General features: G+C 73.4%; 13 protein-coding genes. 2 read left to right on the top strand and 11 right to left on the bottom strand.

The genetic code is table 11. From position 1 onward, the window contains the following. Positions 1-75: 75 nt before the first annotated feature. Positions 76-846, bottom strand: a complete 771-nt coding sequence (locus ACZ5OX_RS11420) for an SDR family NAD(P)-dependent oxidoreductase (RefSeq protein WP_465629691.1) — start codon at positions 844-846, stop codon at positions 76-78. Between the two features lie 155 nt (positions 847-1,001). On the opposite strand from ACZ5OX_RS11420, the gene ACZ5OX_RS11415 reads away from it, so the two are divergent. Next, positions 1,002-1,664, top strand: a complete 663-nt coding sequence (locus tag ACZ5OX_RS11415; RefSeq protein ID WP_465629690.1) for an NADPH-dependent F420 reductase — start codon at positions 1,002-1,004, stop codon at positions 1,662-1,664. A gap of 33 nt (positions 1,665-1,697) precedes the next feature. Here ACZ5OX_RS11415 and galK read toward each other — a convergent pair whose 3' ends face one another. Together galK and galT are read right to left on the bottom strand one after the other, a co-directional pair. Beyond that, on the bottom strand, positions 1,698-2,825 hold the full coding sequence (gene galK / locus ACZ5OX_RS11410) for a galactokinase (RefSeq protein WP_465629689.1): 1,128 nt from the start codon (positions 2,823-2,825) through the stop codon (positions 1,698-1,700). Continuing rightward, positions 2,822-3,934: a galactose-1-phosphate uridylyltransferase gene (gene galT / locus ACZ5OX_RS11405; RefSeq protein ID WP_465629688.1), complete on the bottom strand. Its 1,113-nt coding sequence runs from the start codon at positions 3,932-3,934 to the stop codon at positions 2,822-2,824. Before galT ends, galK begins: the two co-directional genes overlap by 4 nt. 152 nt (positions 3,935-4,086) lie before the next feature. Here galT and ACZ5OX_RS11400 point away from each other — a divergent pair, with 152 nt between their 5' ends. Continuing rightward, positions 4,087-4,914 carry a DeoR/GlpR family DNA-binding transcription regulator gene (locus ACZ5OX_RS11400; RefSeq protein ID WP_465629687.1) on the top strand — a complete coding sequence of 276 codons (828 nt, stop codon included), beginning with the start codon at positions 4,087-4,089 and terminating at the stop codon, positions 4,912-4,914. Between the two features lie 115 nt (positions 4,915-5,029). Here ACZ5OX_RS11400 and ACZ5OX_RS11395 read toward each other — a convergent pair whose 3' ends face one another. From ACZ5OX_RS11395 to ACZ5OX_RS11360, 8 genes are all read right to left on the bottom strand, one after another. Beyond that, positions 5,030-6,127 (bottom strand): LacI family DNA-binding transcriptional regulator, encoded by a 1,098-nt coding sequence (locus ACZ5OX_RS11395; protein ID WP_465629686.1) that lies wholly within the window; start codon positions 6,125-6,127, stop codon positions 5,030-5,032. A gap of 100 nt (positions 6,128-6,227) precedes the next feature. After that, complete coding sequence (locus ACZ5OX_RS11390) at positions 6,228-7,976, bottom strand: glycoside hydrolase family 36 protein (protein ID WP_465629685.1); 1,749 nt, start codon at positions 7,974-7,976, stop codon at positions 6,228-6,230. Positions 7,977-7,978: 2 nt separating this feature from the next. After that, entirely contained in the window at positions 7,979-8,824 is an 846-nt protein-coding gene (locus tag ACZ5OX_RS11385) for a carbohydrate ABC transporter permease (protein WP_465629684.1), read from the bottom strand. Further along, positions 8,821-9,801 (bottom strand): carbohydrate ABC transporter permease, encoded by a 981-nt coding sequence (locus ACZ5OX_RS11380; RefSeq protein WP_465629683.1) that lies wholly within the window; start codon positions 9,799-9,801, stop codon positions 8,821-8,823. The genes ACZ5OX_RS11385 and ACZ5OX_RS11380 overlap by 4 nt, the downstream gene beginning before the upstream one ends. Next, positions 9,798-11,141, bottom strand: coding sequence for an extracellular solute-binding protein (locus tag ACZ5OX_RS11375; protein WP_465629682.1), 1,344 nt, complete (start codon positions 11,139-11,141; stop codon positions 9,798-9,800). Before ACZ5OX_RS11375 ends, ACZ5OX_RS11380 begins: the two co-directional genes overlap by 4 nt. 296 nt (positions 11,142-11,437) lie before the next feature. Continuing rightward, the gene (locus tag ACZ5OX_RS11370) at positions 11,438-12,664 is read right to left on the bottom strand and encodes a radical SAM protein (protein ID WP_465629681.1); all 1,227 of its coding nucleotides are present in this window, start codon (positions 12,662-12,664) and stop codon (positions 11,438-11,440) included. A gap of 95 nt (positions 12,665-12,759) precedes the next feature. Beyond that, positions 12,760-13,494, bottom strand: a complete 735-nt coding sequence (locus tag ACZ5OX_RS11365; protein WP_465629680.1) for a hypothetical protein — start codon at positions 13,492-13,494, stop codon at positions 12,760-12,762. A gap of 370 nt (positions 13,495-13,864) precedes the next feature. Beyond that, positions 13,865-14,674, bottom strand: coding sequence for a DUF2785 domain-containing protein (locus tag ACZ5OX_RS11360; RefSeq protein WP_465629679.1), 810 nt, complete (start codon positions 14,672-14,674; stop codon positions 13,865-13,867). Between the last annotated feature and the right edge of the window lie 151 nt (positions 14,675-14,825).

Below are 14,825 nucleotides of genomic sequence, written 5' to 3'. Positions count from 1 at the left end.
CTGTCAGGACCAGGCACGGCGGGGCGCCCGGCCGCCCGGCCAGTCAGCCGCTCAGCCGCTCAGCCGCTCAGCCGCTCAACCGGTCAGCGACGGGAAGGCCGGGACGAGGCCGCCGTCGATCACGATGTCCTGCCCGGTGATGTACGAGGAACGGTCGGAGAGCAGGAAGGCGACCGTCTCGGTGATGTCCTCGGCGGTGCCCAGCCGCCCGAGCGGCACCTGGCCGCGGATCGGCTCGTGGTCGGCCGGGTCCGGGACGGCGGCGTGGAACATCTCGGTGACGATGTAGCCGGGGCTGACCGAGTTGACCCGGATGCCGCGCCCGGCGAGTTCGCTGCCGAGGGTGCGGGCGAGGCTGAGCACGGCGGCCTTGGTGGCGGCGTAGACGGCGGCGCCGGGCAGGCCGCGGTGCGGGGTCCAGGAGGCGTTCAGGACGACGGATCCGCCGCCGGCGGCGTCCAGCAGCGGCAGGGCGTGCTGGACGGTGAAGAAGACGCCCTTGAGGTTGGTGGCGACCATCCGGTCGAACTCGGCCTCCGTCACCTCGTCGGCCGGCTGGAAGCCGGCCACGCCCGCATTGGCGAACACGCCGTCGAGCCAGCCGTAGCGCTCCCGCACGGTGTCGGCCAGCCGGGCGAGGTCCGCGGGGACGGAGGCGTCGGCGCGGACGGTGAGCAGGCGGTCGCCGGCGTCGAGCCGCGCCGCGGCGCGGGCGAGCCGGGTGTCGTCACGGCCGGTGATGACGACCCGGGCGCCGGCGGCGAGGAGGTGGCGGGCGGTGGCGAAGCCCATGCCGCTGGTGCCGCCGGTGACGAGGACGGTGGAGTGGGACGGAGTGCTGTTCATGGCGTCCACCCTCGCGACGGGCCCCGGGGCGGCACCAGGCCCGCCTCGACCGTGGGTCCGGGAAAACCACCCTGCCGATCGGGAATCCGCGGCGGTCTCCGGGTGGTTGGGCCAAGGCGAACGTCCCAAACAGCACTCGCGAAGAAGGACTTCCCATGAAGATCGGCATTATCGGCGCGGGCAACATCGGCGGCAACCTGACGCGGCGGCTGACGAAGCTCGGGCACGAGGTCTCGGTGGCCAACTCGCGTGGCCCGGAGACGCTCAAGGCGCTGGTCGAGGAGACCGGGGCGACGGCGGTGCCGGTCTCCGAGGCCGCGCGGGGCGCCCAGGTCGTGGTGGTGACGGTGCCGCTGAAGAACGTGCCGGACCTGCCCGCCGGGCTGCTGGACGGCGCGGCCGAGGGCGTCGCGGTGATCGACACCGGCAACTACTACCCGAAGGAGCGCGACGGCCGGATCGACGCGATCGAGGACGGCGGGCTGACCGAGAGCCGCTGGACGGAGCAGCACCTCGGGCACCGGGTGGTGAAGGTGTTCAACGGCACCTACGCCCAGGACCTGCTGGAGCGCCCGCGCCCGGCGGGCGACCCCGAGCGGCTCGCCGTGCCGGTCGCCTCGGACGACGAGGCGGCCAAGCGGGTGGTCCGGGCACTGGTCGACGAGTTGGGCTTCGACACCGTGGACGCGGGCGGGATCGACGAGTCCTGGCGGCAGCAGCCGGCCACCCCGGTGTACGGGCTGCGCGCGGGCGTCGACGCCGTCACCCGGGCGCTCGCGGAGGCCTCCCCGGAGCGCCCGGCCGCCCACCGGGCCTGACTCGGCCGAACCGGCCCGCCCGCCGGGCGCGGCTCAGCCGACCCGGCGCGCCCCCTCCGCCGGGACGGCGGTGAGGGTGCGTGGCTCGGCGTACCCGGCGTCGCGGAACGCGGCGGTGACCTCTGCGGCGACGCGCTCCGCCGCGGCCGCGTCCACCAGGGCGATGACCGAGCCGCCGAAGCCGCCGCCGGTCATCCTCGCGCCGTGGGCGCCTGCGGCCAGGGCGGCCTCGACGGCGAGGTCGGTCTCCGGGCAGGAGACCCGGTAGTCGTCACGCAGCGAGGCGTGCCCGGCGGTGAGGATCGGGCCGAGCGCGGCGAGGTCGCCGGCGTCCAGGCGGGCGACGGCGGCCTCCACCCGGGCGTTCTCGGTGACCACGTGCCGTACCAGCGGAACCAGTTCCGAGGGCAGTCGGGTGAGCGCGTCGGCCAGTGCGGACGGCTGGAGCGAGCGCAGCGCGGGCAGCCCGAGCAGGGCGGCCGCCCGTTCGCAGCCGGCCCGCAGCGCGGCGTAGGCGCCGTCGCCGAGGTCGTGCTTCACCCGGGTGTCCAGGACCAGCAGGGCGAGGCCGGCGCCCGCGAGGTCGACCGGCACCTGACGCATCGTCAGATCGCGGCTGTCCAGGAACAGTGCGGCTCCGGGGCGGCAGCACATCGAGGCCATCTGGTCCATGATCCCGCAGGGCACGCCGACGAAGGCGTTCTCGGCGCGCTGGGCCAGCACGGCCAGCTCCGCGGCCGGGAGCCCCAGCCCGTACAGGTCGTTGCAGGCGGCGGCGACGACGCACTCCAGTGCGGCCGAGGAGGAGAGCCCGGCGCCGCTGGGCACGTCGCTGTCCAGCCGGATGTCCGCCCCGCCGACCGGGTGCCCGGCCTCGCGCAGCGCCCACACCACCCCGGCCGGGTAGCCGGCCCAGCCGGGCACCGAGCCGGGGGCGAGGTCGTCGACCGGGAGCGTGACGAGCTCACCGCCCTGGGCGGACCAGAGCCGCAGCAGCCCGTCCTCCCGGCGGGCGGCCTGGGCGCGGACGGTCTGCGGCAGGGCGATCGGGAGGACGAACCCCAGGTTGTAGTCGGTGTGTTCGCCGATCAGGTTGACCCGGCCGGGGGCGGCCCACTCCCCCTCGGCGGGTCGGCCGTACAGCTCCGTGAAGGTACTCATGCTCCAGCTACCTCCCGCAGCCGGCGGGCCGCGTCCTCGGGGGTGACGTCGTTGACGAAGGCGTCCATGCCGGACTCCACCCCGGCCAGGTACTTGAGCTTGTCGGCGGTGCGGCGGATGGTGAACAGCTCCAGGTGCAGGGCGAGTTCGTCCCGCTGCCCGGCGGGGGCCTGGTGCCAGGCGGAGATGTACGGGGTGCGGCCGGTACCGAAGAGCCGGTCGAAGCGGCGCAGCAACTCCAGGTAGAGGGAGGGGAATTCGTCCCGCTGGTCGGCGTCCAGGGCGGTCAGGTCGGGCACCCTGCGGTGCGGGTACAGGTGGACCTCGTACGGCCAGCGGGCGGCGAAGGGGACGAAGGCCGTCCAGTGCGTTCCGGCGAGCACGACGCGCTCGCCGTGGGAGCGTTCGGCGGCGAGCAGGTCCTCGAAGAGGTTGCGGCCGGTTCCGGCGCGGTGTTCGGCGGCGCGGGCGGCCATCCGGGCGGTGCGCGGGGTGGTGAAGGGCAGGGCGTAGATCTGGCCGTGCGGGTGGGCGAGGGTGACGCCGATCTCGGCACCCCGGTTCTCGAAGCAGTAGACCTGCCGCACGCCGGGCAGGGCGGAGAGTTCGGCGGTGCGGTCGGTCCAGGCGTCCAGGACCAACCGGGCGCGTTCGGGGGTGAGGTCGGCGAAGGAGGCGTCGTGGTCGGCGGTGAAGCAGACCACCTCGCAGCGTCCGGTGCCCGGACCGCTGGTCCACAGGCCCTCGGCCGCCCGGACGGGCTCCGCGGGCTCGCCGGCCAGCGAGGGGAAGCGGTTCTCGAAGACGGCCACCTGGTAGTCCCCGGCCGGGATCTCGCTGAGCCGCCCGTCCCGGGACGGGCAGAGCGGGCACTCCTCGGCCGGCGGCTGGTAGGTGCGCGCCTGGCGGTGGGCCGCGATGGTGACCCAGTCGCCGGTGGCCGGGTCCAGCCGGACCTCGGAGCCGGGGACCTGCGGGTCGAGCGGCCGTTCGTCCACCGCGCCCCGGGGGTCGGCGGCGCCGCTGTCGTAGTAGATCAGCTGCCGACCGTCCGCGAGCGTGGTCACGGTCCTGACGGTGGTGGGCTGGGTCAGGGACGTCCCGGGCATGGCCCTTCTTCCTCCGAGTGAAGCCATTGGAATCGTGGGATCGACCGGGATCGATGAGGATCCCTGGGATCGATGGGGAATCAACAGAAAGCTACAATCTCAAACATTATCCACCAGTACCACTCATCAGCAGTGGACGAAGGAGGCCCCCGATGGCTGACAGCGCCCAACCGCTCGCCGGACAGCGCCGCGTGCTGATCCTGGAGCAGATCCGCGCGCGCGGCGGGGTCCGGGTCACCGAACTGGTCCGCGACCTCGGGGTCTCCGACATGACCGTGCGCCGCGACCTGGACGCGCTGGCCCGCCGCGGCCTGGTGCACAAGGTGCACGGCGGCGCCGTCCGGGTCGAGGCGCCGGCCACCGGCGAACCCGGGTTCGAGACCAAGGCGCACTGGGAGCTGCCCGCCAAGGACGCGATCGCCCGGGCCGCCGCCGCGCTGGTCCCACCGGGTTCGGCGGTCGGGCTGGCCGGCGGGACGACCACCTTCGCGGTCGCCCGGCACCTGCGCGCCGTCGAGGGCCTCACCGTGGTGACCAACTCGCTGCGGATCGCCGAGCTGCTGGAGCAGCCCGCCGAGGACGGGACCCCGGCCACCGCCACGGTGATCCGCACCGGCGGGGTGCGGACCCCCTCGGACGCCCTGGTCGGGCCGGTGGCCGATCAGGCGATCCGCTCCCTGCACGTCAACCTGCTGATCCTGGGCTGCCACGGCCTCTCGCCCGAGGCCGGACTGACCACCCCGAACCTGGCCGAGGCGGAGACCAACCGCACCTTCCTGCGCTCGGCCCGCCGGGTGGTCGTGGTGGCCGACCACACCAAGTGGAACGCGGTCGGCCTGGCCTCCTTCGCCGACCTGGACCAGCTGGACGTCCTGGTCACCGACGACGCCCTGCCCGCCGAGCAGCGGGCGGCCGCCGCCGGACTGGTCGGCGAGCTGATCGTGGCGGCGACCGCCGAGCGCACGGACCGGCCCAGCTGACCGAAACCGCACCGGACCGCACCGAACCGAACCGGACCGAACCGGACCGAACCGGACCGGACCGGACCGGACCGGACCGGACCGGCCAACCGAACCGGATCGGCCAACCGAACCGCTAACCGAACCAGCCCGACCAGCCGGACGGTTCCGCCCCGCCGGACCGGCCCGAACTCCCCCGCACCACCAGCTCGGTGGGCAGCTCCAGCCCCTCGGCCGGCGCCGCCTCCCCGCGCACCCGGTCCAGCAGCCGGGCAACCATCGCGGTGGCGATCGCCCGCAGCGGCAGCCGGACCGAGGTCAGCGCCGGGTGGAGGTGCCGGCAGAGCGGCGTGTCGTGGAAGCCGGTGACCGCCACCCCACCGGGCCCGACCACCAACCCCTCCGCCCGGACGGCCTCGTAGACGTCCAGCGCCAGCAGGTCGTCGCCGGCCGCGAAGGCGGTGGGCCGGTCGGGCCCGCGCAGCAGCGCCCGTACGGAGGCCACCGCCGAGCCCGCGGCCGTCCCGGAGACGCCCGCCTCGGCGGCACCCGTCGCCACCGCGGACAGGCCCAGCCGGTGTGCCTCGGCCAGGAAGCCGGCCCGCCGCGCCGCCATCCAGGGCAGTTCCTCGGCGGCCCCGAGGTAGCCGATCCGGCGGTGGCCGAGCGCCGCGAGGTGCCGCACCACGTCGGCCATCGCCGCCTCGTTGTCGATGTCCACCCAGCACTGCGGCTGCGCGGGTCCGGTCCGTCCGAAGCTGACGAACGGGACGCCGAGCCGGGCCACATGAGCGATCCGGACGTCATCGCGCAGCACGTCGGCCAGCACCAGCCCGTCCACCTGGCGGGCCGCGACCAGTTCGTCGATCGCGGCCACCGGGTCGGCCGTGCCCTGCCCGGGGCGGAACAGCAGCACCCGCTGCCCGGCCGCCCCGGCCGCGTCGACCAGGGCCTCCAGGAAGCCGGCCATCAGCGGGTTGGGGTCGAGCGGGTCGTCCACCGGGGCGAGGTAGCCGATGGTGCGCCGGGCGCCGCTGCGCAGCGAGCGCGCCGACTGGTCGGGCTGGTAGCCGAGTTCGCGGATCGCCGTGTTCACCCGCTCCAGCGTCTCCGGGCGGACCCGGTGCGGCGCGTTGAGCGTGTTGGAGACGGTCTGCCGGGAGACCCCGGCCGCCCGGGCCACCTCCTCGATCGTGGTGGCGCCGCGGCGCGGCCGGTGCGGTCCGTCTGGCATGCGGTTCTCCAGGGGTGGTCGGGGGCTCGGGACGGGCTCCGGTGCCCCGCCCGAGCCCCGAACGGGTCGGGCTCGGCGCGGAGGCGGGCCCGACACGGCGTCAGGCCCGGTGCAGGGTCAGCAGCCCGCCGCGCGGCACGGGGATCGTGTCCGCCCGGTCCAGCTCGACCTCGCCCTGCCGGACGATACGCCCCCGCGCGTCCCGCACCGTCACCGCCACCTGCCCGCGGCCGCCGGTGAGCCGGACGTCCGGGTCGGCGTCGGCGTTGGCCACCAGCAGGGTGCGCCAGTCGTCGCCGGAGGCGTCCACCGGCAGCGCGGCGTACCGGGCCACGGCGACGGTGTCGGTGCCGCGCGCGGTGACCATCGGGTAGCCGAGGTCCGGGCGGGCCGGGAGCAGTTCGCCGAGCTGGAGGGTGGCGGTGTGCTCGCGGAAGACGCCCAGCCAGAAGGCGATCGCCTCGCGCTGGCCCTCGCTCTGCGCGGCGAGGTCCACGGAGACCTGCGGCACCGAGAACAGCACGTTGATCAGGTGGCAGGCGACCTGCTCGGCCGGCTCGCCGGAGTGCCACATCAGCATGTCGGCGTGGACCGGGACGGGCCCGGCGGCCAGCCGCACGTCGATGGTCCGCTGCCGGTTCTCCTGCGGGCTGAGCGGGCAGTCGGTGGCGCGGATCATGGTGGCGTACGGCCACAGGCCGGGGCTGACGTACGGCTGGCGGTGCTCGATCATCGCCTCCGGGTTCGCGGCGGTGATCCGGCCGCGGATCGCGGCGAGCAGCCGTTCCACGCCCTCCTCGACGCTCGCGCAGTCCGCTCCGGGGCGGGCCGGCGGGGCGTCGGCGCTCTCGGCGGCACGGGCGAACCAGTCGACGAAGTCCACCTTGAGGCCGTCCATGCCCCACTCCTCGACGGCCCGGGCGAGCCGGTCGGTGAGGAAGGCCCGGACCTCGGGGTGGCGCGGGTCGGCGACGATCGCGCCCATGTGGGCGACGTCGGCCAGTGCGAGGTGGCCGATCTCCCGGTAGGCGGCACTGTCCTTGCCGATGAACGGCAGCGCGTACCAGAGCATGTAGCGCACGCCGAGGTCGTGCACCCGCCGGACGTGGTCGGCGGTGTCGGGCAGCGAGACCGGCTCCCAGTCGCCGCAGTGGGCGTAGCCGCGGGTGCGGTCGGCGGTCATCCAGCCGTCGTCCACGATGATCACGTCCAGGCCGAGCTCCTTGCCGAGCGCGGCCTGGGTCTCGACGCCCTCGGGCGTGATGTCCTGGTGCATCGAGTACCAGGTGGAGTACGCGGGGCGGCGGGCGGCCTCCGGGATGTCGGCGGTACGGCCCTCGCCCCACCAAGCGGCGAGGTCGGCCAGGGCGCGGCCGAAGTGGCGGCGCGAGGTGTCGATCCGGACGGTGAGCCGGTCGGCGGCCTGGGCCCAGAACCGGAACTCCCCGGTCTCCTCGACCACGCCGGCCCCGGCCAGCACGTCCGGGCGCCAGGCGGCGAAGGCGCACAGGGCGACGTCCCCGGTGCCGACCAGCGCGGCGATCGGCGCGCCGTTGGCCAGCGAGGTGCGGCGCGGGGCGCTCCAGGCGGCGGGCAGCCAGCCGGTGCCGCGCGGCTCGGGGGTCCAGAGGGCGGTGGCGTCGACGCAGGGCACCCGCCACTCGATCCGCACCTCGCCCGTGCCCTCGGCACTGACCTCCACCACCCCGTCGGCGATCCTGCGCACCGTGCCCGTGCCGCTCACCCGCAGGTCCAGCCCGTCGGCGTCCAGCGGTCGCGGGGTCCCGGCGGCGGCGGCGGGGGCGTGCGGCTCCCAGACCTCGGCCGCGGCGTCGTTCGTCTCGGTCATGCTCAGCCCTTCGTGGCGCCGGCCAGCAGGCCGGAGATGAACTGCCGCTGGAGGACCAGGAAGAGGACCATCATCGGCAGGGTGGACAGCGCGGTGCCGGAGAGGATCGCGCCGTAGTCGGTGTTGGACTTGTTGCCGTGCAGCGTCGCCAGGGCGACCGGCAGGGTGTGCATCTCGGGGCTGCGCAGGGCGATCAGCGGCCAGACGAACTGGTTCCAGGAGCCCAGGAAGAGGAAGATCGACAGGGCCGCCAGCACCGGCCGCATGACCGGCACCACCACGCTGAACAGCACCCGCAGCTCGCCCGCGCCGTCGACCCGGGCGGCGTCCAGGAGTTCGTCCGGCAGGCTGCTCAGTGACTGCCGCATCAGGAAGATGGCGAACGGCACGCACAGGCCCGGCAGGATCAGTGCCTGGTAGGTGTCCAGCAGGCCGAAGTTCATCATCATCTTGAACAGCGGTACCAGCAGCACCTGTTCGGGCACCACGAGGGTGGAGAGCAGCAGCGCGAACAGCAGGGTGCGGCCGCGGAAGCGGAACTTGGCGAAGGCGTATCCCGCGAGCAGCGCCACGACCAGCGCGCCGATCGTCTGGACTCCCGCCACCAGCAGGGAGTTCCCGACCACCCGGAGCAGGCCGATCTTCTGCTCCAGGTGGCTCAGGTTCTCGCCGAGGCTTCCGCCGGGCATCAGCTTGGGCGGCCAGTCGAAGACCTCGGTGTCCTTGCGCGTGGAGGAGACCACCAGCCAGTAGAAGGGGGCGATCGACAGCCCGGTGACGCCGGCAAGGAGGAAGGTCAGCGGCCAGCCGCGCAGCTTCTTGAGGGGGTTCACGGTCTTGGGGGTCACTTCTCGCGCTCTCCCATCAGGCGCATCTGGACGGCACCGAGCACCGACACCAGCAGGGTGAGCGCGTAGGCGATGGCTGAGGCGTAGCCGAAGTCGAAGAACCGGAAGCCGTTCTGGTACAGGTACATGGAGACGGTCAGGGTGGCGTTGTCAGGCCCGCCGCCGGTCAGCACGTACGGCTCGTCGAAGAGCTGGAGCGTGCCGATGGTGGAGAGCACGACGGTGAACAGCAGCACCGGGCGCAGCGCGGGGACGGTGATCGAGGTGAACCGGCGGATCGGGCCGGCGCCGTCGACCATCGCGGCCTCGTACAACTCCCGTGGGATGGACTGGAGTCCGGCGAGGTAGATGACGGCGTTGTAGCCGGTGTAGTGCCAGGTGAGCACGACGACGACGGCCATCCGGGCCCAGAAGGGCTGGCCCAGCCAGTCGACGGAGGGCAGACCGACCGCGTTCAGCAGCCAGTTGACCGCGCCGTCGTCGGCCTTGAGCAGGTAGGCGAACATCACGCCGGTGGCGACCAGGCCGGTGACGGAGGGCATGAAGACGCCGAGCCGCCACACCGTACGCCAGCGCACCAGGGCGGAGTTGATGCCGACGGCCATCAGCAGGGCCAGTCCGAGCATCAGCGGGACCTGCACGACGAGGATCACGCCGGTGTTGCGCAGGGCCATCCAGAACAGCGGATCGTCCACCAGGCGCTGGTAGTTGGCGAGGCCGGCGTTCCGGGTGGCGCTGCCGGCGCCGGTGGTGAAGGACAGCAGCAGCGAGTCGACGATCGGATAGACCTTGAACACGGCGAAGGTGATCAGGGCCGGGGCGAGCAGCAGGTACGGCACCGCGCGGCGGCGCCAACGACTCGGCCTCGGCGTTCCGTTGAGGCCGGAGGCGGTCGGGCCGGACTTTCCGTTGAGGCCGGAGGCGGTCGGGCCGGACTTTCCGTTGAGGCCGGAGGCGGTCGGGCTGGCGGCACTCATGCGATACCGCGCCCCGTCTGCTGGGCGAGCTGCTTGGCGGCGTCCTGGAGGACGGCGGCCGGGTCGGCGCCCTTGAGCAGGACCTTGGTCTGGGCGTCGCTGACGAGCTTGAGGGCGCGGGCGTAGTCGCCGGAGTAGTTGGTGGGGTCGCCGCCCTCGGTGGCGAGGTCGGCGAAGGTCCTGAGCACCGGCTGGCCGCCGTAGAACGCGCTCGGCGCCGCGTACAGCGGGTCGGTGTAGGCCTCGGTGAGAGCGGGGAAGACGCCGCCCGCGTTGAACATGGCGTTCACCGAGGCGGGGCGGGTGACGGCGTACTCGACGAACTTCCAGGCTGCCCGGCGGCGCGGGCTGGAGGCGGCGACGGCCAGGTGGGTGGAGTTGACCAGGGCGGTGCGCTTGCCGCCGGGGGTGACCGCCGGGGGCTTGGTGAGGCGCCAGTTGCCGCTCTGGTCGGGGAACTTCTTCTCCAGGTAGTGCGCGACCCAGGCGGGCATCGCGGCCACCGCGAGCTTGCCGGTCTTCATCACGGGCGGCCAGCTCTGGACGCCGGGGGTGTCGCCGATCAGCCCGGCCTCGTCCAGCCGCTTGATGATGGTCATCGCGCGCACGGCCGGCTCCGAGCCGACGGTGATCTTCCCCTGGAGGTCGAAGTAGAAGGCGCCCTGGAGCTGCATCAGCGCCTGGAGGAAGTCCAGGTCGGGGGTGGGGTTGGCGGCCTTGTTGAGGCCGATCAGGGCGATGCCGGGGTTGGCGGCCTTGAAGCGGTCCGCGACGGCGATCAGGTCGTCCCAGGTGGCGAGGGCCTCGGGGTCGATGCCCGCCTTGTCGAAGTAGTCCTTGCGGTAGAAGAAGCCGAGCGGGTTGACCTCCCAGGGCAGCGCGTAGGCGTGGCCGTCCTTGCCGCTGACGACCGGCCACAGGCCCTTGGCGAACTTGTCCTTGTGGGCGTCCGCGCCGAGCGCGGAGAGGTCGGCCAGGCCGCCGGGGAACTTCTCCTGGTAGCCGGGCAGGTAGTCACAGCCGATGTGCAGGACGTCGCCGAGGCCCTGGCCGCCGGCCGCCAGGCCGACGGTGATCTTGTCCCAGATGGCGGGCTCGCCGATGTCCTGGACGTCGACCTTGATCCCCGGGTTGTCCTTCTCGAAGGCCGGGACGATCCCGCGCAGGGCGTCGGCGGCGGTGGCCCAGGACCAGACGGTGATCGTGCCGGTGTCGGCGTCCCCGCCGGCGCCTCCCGAGCCGGAGCCGCCGCCGCAGGCCGCGAGGGTGCCGCCGGCGGCGACGGCCAGCAGGCCGGCTCCGGAGGCGCGGAGAAGGTCGCGTCGGGAAAGGTGTGACATTGCATTCCTCTCGGTGGGGTGGCGCCGGAAGGCTGTGGTGCGAAGGAGGTGGGTGGCGCGGAGGGGGCAGGTGGTGCGGAAGGGGCGGTGGTGCGGAGGGGGCGGTGGGGCGTGACGGGGGCACAGCGGGGGTAGCTCGGCTGTTTTGAACGTTCAAACACACAAAACAAACCAGAACCAAACAGGTTCCAACGAGCGGACACAGCAAACGCCCGCCCTCCCCGTGCCGTCAAGCCCCGGGTACGGGAATGGCGGGCTCCGCAACCGTTCCGTTATCAGCCCGGCAGCCGGGAGCGTCAGCCCCGCACGGCGTCCACCGGGCCGAACACGGTCCCCGGGGTGACCGGGATCCCCCGGGACATCGCCTCGAAGTCCAGGATCGGGTGGGTCAGGATCTCCGCCACCTCGTCCGTCAGCAGGTTGCCCAGGATGAACTCCTCCTCGGCGCCCGACCCGAAGGTGACGACCTGCCCGCTCGACTGGATCATCCAGTTCAGCAGCTCCCGCTGGCTGCTCTCCGCGAGGTGGATCTCCCGGCCGGGGTGGTCCCGGCGGATCGCCTCCACGACCTCGCGGACCTCCTCGACCGCGACCCCGAGCCGGCGGACCGTGGCCGGCGAGGCCCGTCGCCCCCACCACTGGAAGATCACCCACTGGGCCACAGACGGGTGGGACATCACCTCTGCCGCGAGCTCCGGCAGCTGGTGGAGGTTCTCGGCGCTCGCCACGGTGTGCACCCGCACCCGGTCGAAGCCCTCGGCGTCGCAGAGGTCGAGGGAGTCCAGCAGCGCCCGCAGGAGGTTGCCGTCCGGGCTGCGCCGGAAGGCGCGCTGCACGTCCGCGGTGACGGCGTCCAGCGGCAGCCGCAGCGAGGACAGCCCGCGCAGCCGGGCGAGCTTCCCGGCGGTGAGGGTGTAGCCGGTGGTGTCGAGGCCGACCTTGAGGCCGGCCTCGACGGCGTGGTCGACCACGTCGAAGATCGGCGGCCAGAGCAGCGGGTCCCCGCCGGCCAAGACCAGGTCGGTGGTGCCGTGCGCGGCCAGCTTCCCGATGATCAGGTCCGCCTGGGCCAGGTCGATCTGCTCCGCGGCGAACGGGTTGTAGCAGCCCTGGCAGGACATCGGACAGCGGTTGTTGATCGACCAGTTGACCCGCCGGACGCGACGGCCGGTGCGCGGCAGGTCGGCCCGGCCGCGGATGCCCGCCACCAGGTGGGCGAGGCGGACGGCCTGCGGGAGGGTGGCTCCGGCGAGCAGGGCCTCGGCCCGCTCGACGGCGGCCGCGGTGGCGTCGTTCTGGAGCAGCAGGAACGCCAGGCGCCACCGCATGGTCTCGTCCGCCGGATCCTCGCCCAGTGCCCGCTCGACCCGCTCGGTCAGGGCGCTCAGGTAGCCGGGGTTGAAGTTTCCTGGTTCCAGGCGCCGTTGGAAGTCGTCGGCGATCGAGCCGCGGGCCAGGGACCGGTCGTAGCCGGCCCGCAGCGGGTGCGGGGGCAGGATCTCCACGTGCTGCCGGGTGGACATGGGCGTTCTCCGGTACGGGTCAGTTCGGGAGGGGCCGGTCGGTTCGGGACGGACGGGTCAGCTCGGGAGAGGCTGGTCAGTTCGGGACGGACGGGTCAGCTCGGGACGGACGGCAGCAGGACGACCATCGAGTCGGCGGAGGTCAGGCCCATGCTCTCGACGAAGACCGCGTCGCGGACGAGCTGCGCGATGTCGGGGTGGGTGGGGGCCGCGAGGTAACAGGCCGTGGACTCCAGCGGGGTGACGCCGTGTTCGGCGATCAGGGTGCGCAGTGTGCCCGGGAGGTCGTCGAGGCCGGCGCGCACAACCGCCAGGTCGAACCGGTCGGCCAGCCGCGTCGCGGCCCTACGGGCCTTGGCGAGGTTGGTCGTCGGGTCCACGGCCGTCGCCTTCGACAGGTAGTAGGGGACGGGCTGCATCATCCAGGCGAGCGCCGTCCGAAGGTCGTCCTCCTCGCGGCCCGGGCCGTCGAAGGCCTCAGGACCGAGCCCGAGACCGTCGCAGAACCACTCGCGCCGCATGCTGATCCGGTAGTGGGCGTGGGCCGCCTGCCGGAACGCCGGCAGCCTGGCGATGACGGAGGTCGTCTCGATCCGGAAGGTGTCGGCGATCCGCCGCATCCTCCGCCCCACCAGGGCACGGACGTCCGGCACGTCCGCGTCCTCGGCCACGACGTGGACCAGGTCGAGGTTGGAGAGGACCTCGCCGCCCGGTCCGGTGCGGTGGTCGCCGCGGGCCAACGACCCGGTCGCCGCCACCGACATGCCGGTCGCGTCCGCGAACTCGCGGGCCAACTCCTGGAACAGCAGGGGGACGTCTTCGGGTCTCACGCGCATCCTCGGGTGTCGGCGGGCGGCGATGGAGGGCGAGAGCCCTTCACCCTCTCTTCCAAGTCCTTTTACATCGTGGAGAGTTCGCATTCAGGCGCGCAGCCTAACAGCGACCGGCCACACACGGTCGAGTTCGCACCACGGATCTCACCCGGATCAGCTGACGGTCGGACAGAAACGTTCCGATCCAGCCACTTGTGAGCATTCGGGAGCTGTGGGAACCACCCCCCACAGGCGGAAGGGTCGGCGCCCCCCTGGCAGGTCGGCGGGCCCCTGATGAAATGATCTTCAAGGTGACTGCTGGGGGCGCCGCCCTTCGTAGGCCGCCGGGGCCGCCGGGGCCGCCGTCCGCCTTCCGCCGTCCGCGGTCTCAGGCGTACGGGAACACCGGGCGCAGCACCTCGGCCAGCCGGCCCTTGACCGCGGCGCCGTGAGCCAGCGGGACGGGGTTCCCCCCGCGCTCCGTGGGCACCCCGAGGTCCGCCAGGGCGTACAGGGCGAGCAGGGTGCGGACCGTGTTGGAGGCCCAGACCGGCATCGGCCCGCGTTCCATCCCGACGAATGCGTCGCCCACCGTCGACAGCCAGGCGGTCGACCGCTCCGGCGTCAGGTCGGGGCGGGTGAGGACGAGGGCGAGGGCCCTGGCGAGCCGGTTGTCCTCCCGTTCGGCGAACAGGTAGTCGGTCGGTGCGAGCAGGCGCTCCGCGGCGAGCCCCAGCAGCGGTTCGGGGTCGACCTCGGGCCGCCGACCGAGGGCCCCGAGCAGGTCCGCGCCGTGCGCCACGGCGTGCAGCCAGCCGAGCGTCTCGTCACGGCCGCGCAGGTCGGCCTCCGAGCGGTACCAGGCGGCGAACGCGTCGATCCATTCGGGCCTGAGGTGGCCCTGGTTCACGATCATCACCAGGACCAGCGGGGCGAACGTCCGGGCCTCGATCCGCGGATGGGCGAAACGTTCCACCATCAGATCGCCGAGCGCCAGGCACCGCTCGCCGTCGATCACCCCGCGCCCGATCCAGGCCGCCAGCACCGCGTACGGATAGCCGTCCCGGATCTCCGGGTCCGGGTCCCCCAAGGCCTCCGCCAGCTCCGCGACCAGTTCGTCCAGCTCGTCCAGCTCGTCCTGCCCGGTCCCCGCGGGCAGCGCGCAGTCGTTCTCGTATATCTCTCGCCAGTTCGTCACCCGCCGGACCCTATCGGGGGCCACCACCCCGTTCACCTGCTTTTATGCGCGACCGGCCTGGGGGGGGGGGGGGGGGGGGGGGAGGGTTGGGGGGGGGGGGGGGGGGGGGGGGGGGGGGGGGGGGGGGGGGTGGGGGGGGGGGGGGGGGTTG

Source organism: Kitasatospora sp. NPDC032121 (assembly GCF_055580145.1).
This window is presented reverse-complemented; position numbering and strand designations above follow the sequence as displayed.

What these genes read in the sequence shown, in the direction of transcription:
- ACZ5OX_RS11420 (WP_465629691.1), bottom strand. Translation starts at nt 846, where the DNA reads ATGAACAGCACTCCGTCCCACTCCACCGTCCTCGTCACCGGCGGCACC.
- ACZ5OX_RS11415 (WP_465629690.1), top strand. Translation starts at nt 1,002, where the DNA reads ATGAAGATCGGCATTATCGGCGCGGGCAACATCGGCGGCAACCTGACG.
- galK (WP_465629689.1), bottom strand. Translation starts at nt 2,825, where the DNA reads ATGAGTACCTTCACGGAGCTGTACGGCCGACCCGCCGAGGGGGAGTGG.
- galT (WP_465629688.1), bottom strand. Translation starts at nt 3,934, where the DNA reads ATGCCCGGGACGTCCCTGACCCAGCCCACCACCGTCAGGACCGTGACC.
- ACZ5OX_RS11400 (WP_465629687.1), top strand. Translation starts at nt 4,087, where the DNA reads ATGGCTGACAGCGCCCAACCGCTCGCCGGACAGCGCCGCGTGCTGATC.
- ACZ5OX_RS11395 (WP_465629686.1), bottom strand. Translation starts at nt 6,127, where the DNA reads ATGCCAGACGGACCGCACCGGCCGCGCCGCGGCGCCACCACGATCGAG.
- ACZ5OX_RS11390 (WP_465629685.1), bottom strand. Translation starts at nt 7,976, where the DNA reads ATGACCGAGACGAACGACGCCGCGGCCGAGGTCTGGGAGCCGCACGCC.
- ACZ5OX_RS11380 (WP_465629683.1), bottom strand. Translation starts at nt 9,801, where the DNA reads ATGAGTGCCGCCAGCCCGACCGCCTCCGGCCTCAACGGAAAGTCCGGC.
- ACZ5OX_RS11375 (WP_465629682.1), bottom strand. Translation starts at nt 11,141, where the DNA reads ATGTCACACCTTTCCCGACGCGACCTTCTCCGCGCCTCCGGAGCCGGC.
- ACZ5OX_RS11370 (WP_465629681.1), bottom strand. Translation starts at nt 12,664, where the DNA reads ATGTCCACCCGGCAGCACGTGGAGATCCTGCCCCCGCACCCGCTGCGG.